The sequence below is a fragment of the Sulfitobacter sp. UBA4523 genome, assembly GCF_002388305.1.
GTDB classification, from domain to species: domain Bacteria; phylum Pseudomonadota; class Alphaproteobacteria; order Rhodobacterales; family Rhodobacteraceae; genus Sulfitobacter; species Sulfitobacter pontiacus.
Genome location: NZ_DGMH01000024.1, coordinates 179,663 through 181,855, shown reverse-complemented (window position 1 = coordinate 181,855; position 2,193 = coordinate 179,663). Strand labels below are relative to the sequence as shown.

The 2,193-nt window shown below is 60.2% G+C and carries 4 protein-coding genes; all 4 read left to right on the top strand.

What is annotated here, in order from left to right:
* Positions 1-285: 1,2-phenylacetyl-CoA epoxidase subunit PaaB (gene paaB / locus B3849_RS06685; RefSeq protein WP_286779933.1), on the top strand; the 285-nt coding region annotated here is incomplete at its 5' end.
* A 53-nt stretch (positions 286-338) separates the two neighbouring features.
* Positions 339-1,061, top strand: a complete 723-nt coding sequence (gene paaC / locus B3849_RS06680) for a 1,2-phenylacetyl-CoA epoxidase subunit PaaC (protein WP_286779932.1) — start codon at positions 339-341, stop codon at positions 1,059-1,061.
* Complete coding sequence (gene paaD, locus B3849_RS06675) at positions 1,055-1,522, top strand: 1,2-phenylacetyl-CoA epoxidase subunit PaaD (RefSeq protein WP_278424981.1); 468 nt, start codon at positions 1,055-1,057, stop codon at positions 1,520-1,522. The genes paaC and paaD overlap by 7 nt, the downstream gene beginning before the upstream one ends.
* Positions 1,523-1,525: 3 nt before the next feature.
* On the top strand, positions 1,526-2,193 hold a 668-nt coding region (locus B3849_RS06670), incomplete at its 3' end, for an FAD-binding oxidoreductase (protein ID WP_286779931.1).

The following is a 2,193-nucleotide window of genomic DNA, read 5'->3' as shown; positions in this document are numbered from 1 at the left end:
CGCGCCGATGAATGGCCCCTGTTCGAGGTTTTCATTCGCGGTCAGCACGGGCTGAGCCATCGCCACGTCGGGTCGCTTCACGCCGCTGACGCCGAAATGGCGATCAAGAATGCCCGCGATGTTTATACGCGCCGCAACGAAGGCGTGAGCATCTGGGTCGTCGAGGCCGCCCATATCGCCGCCTCCTCGCCCGAGGAAAAAGGCCCGCTGTACGAGCCCGCCAACGACAAGGTCTACCGCCACCCCACCTTCTTTGACATTCCAGACGAAGTGGGGGCGATGTGAGCACGGCAAATATAGACCCTAACAAAGGCGATTTGTTCGAATTTCTATGCCGGATGGGGGATAACACCCTTGTTCTGGGGCACCGCGTTTCGGAATGGTGCGGTCATGCCCCCGTGCTGGAGGAAGACATCGCGCTGGCGAATACTGCGCTGGACCTGATCGGCCAGACCACGCTTTGGCTGGATCTGGCGGGCAAGGTCGAAGACGCGGGTCGCGATGCGGATCGGCTGGCCTTTCACCGTGACGTCTGGGATTTCCGCAATCTGTTGTTGGTCGAACAGCCCAACGGCGATTTCGGCCAGACGATCATGCGCCAGTTCCTGTTTGACGCATGGCACCTGTCGCAGCTGACCGCCCTGATGGAAAGCAGCGATGCACAGATCGCGGCCATCGCGGAAAAGTCGAGCAAAGAGGTGACCTACCATCTGGAGCGCGCGACAGACACGGTGATCGGCCTTGGCGACGGCACCGAGGAAAGCCACCGCCGCATGCAGAACGCGCTGGACCTGTTGTGGCCCTATGTCGGGGAAATGTTCGTCGCGGACGCTGTGGACGAGGCTATGGTCTCAGCGGGCATCGCGCCCGACCCTGCGTCCCTGCGCGCCGCCTATGATACTTTGGTGAACGATGTCTTCACCGCCGCCACGCTGACACGGCCCGAAAGCGATTTCGGGCATCGCGGCGGCAAATCCGGTAAACGCCATTCGGAACATCTGGGGCATATGCTGACGCAGATGCAATGGCTGCAACGCGCCTACCCGGATGCGACATGGTAGTCGAAAAGCCTTCGTTAGAGACTGTGTGGGGTTGGCTCCACGCCGTGCCGGACCCCGAGATTCCGGTAATCTCGCTGACCGATCTGGGGATCATCCGCGATGTGCAATGGCAGGGTGACACGCTAGAGGTCACGGTGACGCCGACCTACTCCGGCTGCCCTGCCACGACGATTATCAACCTTGATATCGAAACGGCATTGCGCGGGCACGGGATCGAAAAACTGGCTCTAAAGCGGCAACTTTCGCCTGCCTGGACCTCTGACTGGATGACCGACGCGGGCCGCGCCAAGCTGGAAAGCTACGGCATCGCCCCGCCCCAACCCGCAGGTGGCCCCGAACGCTGCCCCCGTTGCCAATCGACGCATCTGGAAAAGATCAGCCAGTTCGGATCGACCCCCTGCAAGGCGCAATGGCGCTGCACCGACTGTCTGGAACCCTTCGATTATTTTAAGTGTATCTGACCCATGAGCCAATTCCTCCCCTTATTAGTGACTGATATTCACCGCACCATCCGCGACGCGGTGGTCTTGACCCTACAACCCGAAGACCCGCAGGCGTTTGCCTTCAAGCAGGGTCAGTATCTGACCTTCAAACAGGATTTCGACGGGACCGAGCTGCGCCGCAACTATTCCATTTGCGCCGGTCTGGACGACGGCGTGCTGCAAGTGGGGATCAAGCGGGTCGATGGCGGTGCCTTCTCTACCTTTGCGAACGAGGTGTTGAAGGTCGGGGATACGCTGCATGCCATGCCCCCCCAAGGCACGTTTTCCGCCGGGTTAGAGCCTGATCGCGCGCGGAATTACCTTGGCTTTGCCGGCGGGTCGGGGATCACGCCCGTGCTGTCGATCCTCAAGACGGTGTTGAAACGCGAGCCCAAATCGACCTTTACGCTGGTCTATGCCAACCGCGCTGTGAACACGATCATGTTCCGCGAAGAGCTGGAGGATCTCAAGAACCGCTATATGGGCCGGTTGAGCGTCATCCACATGCTGGAAAGCGGGCAAGACATCGACCTGTTCACCGGCCGTGTAGACCAGAATAAATGCGCCGAGTTGTTCAAGACCTGGATCGACGTATCGGACATGGACATGGCCTTTATCTGCGGGCCGGAGCCGATGATGCTGGCCATCGC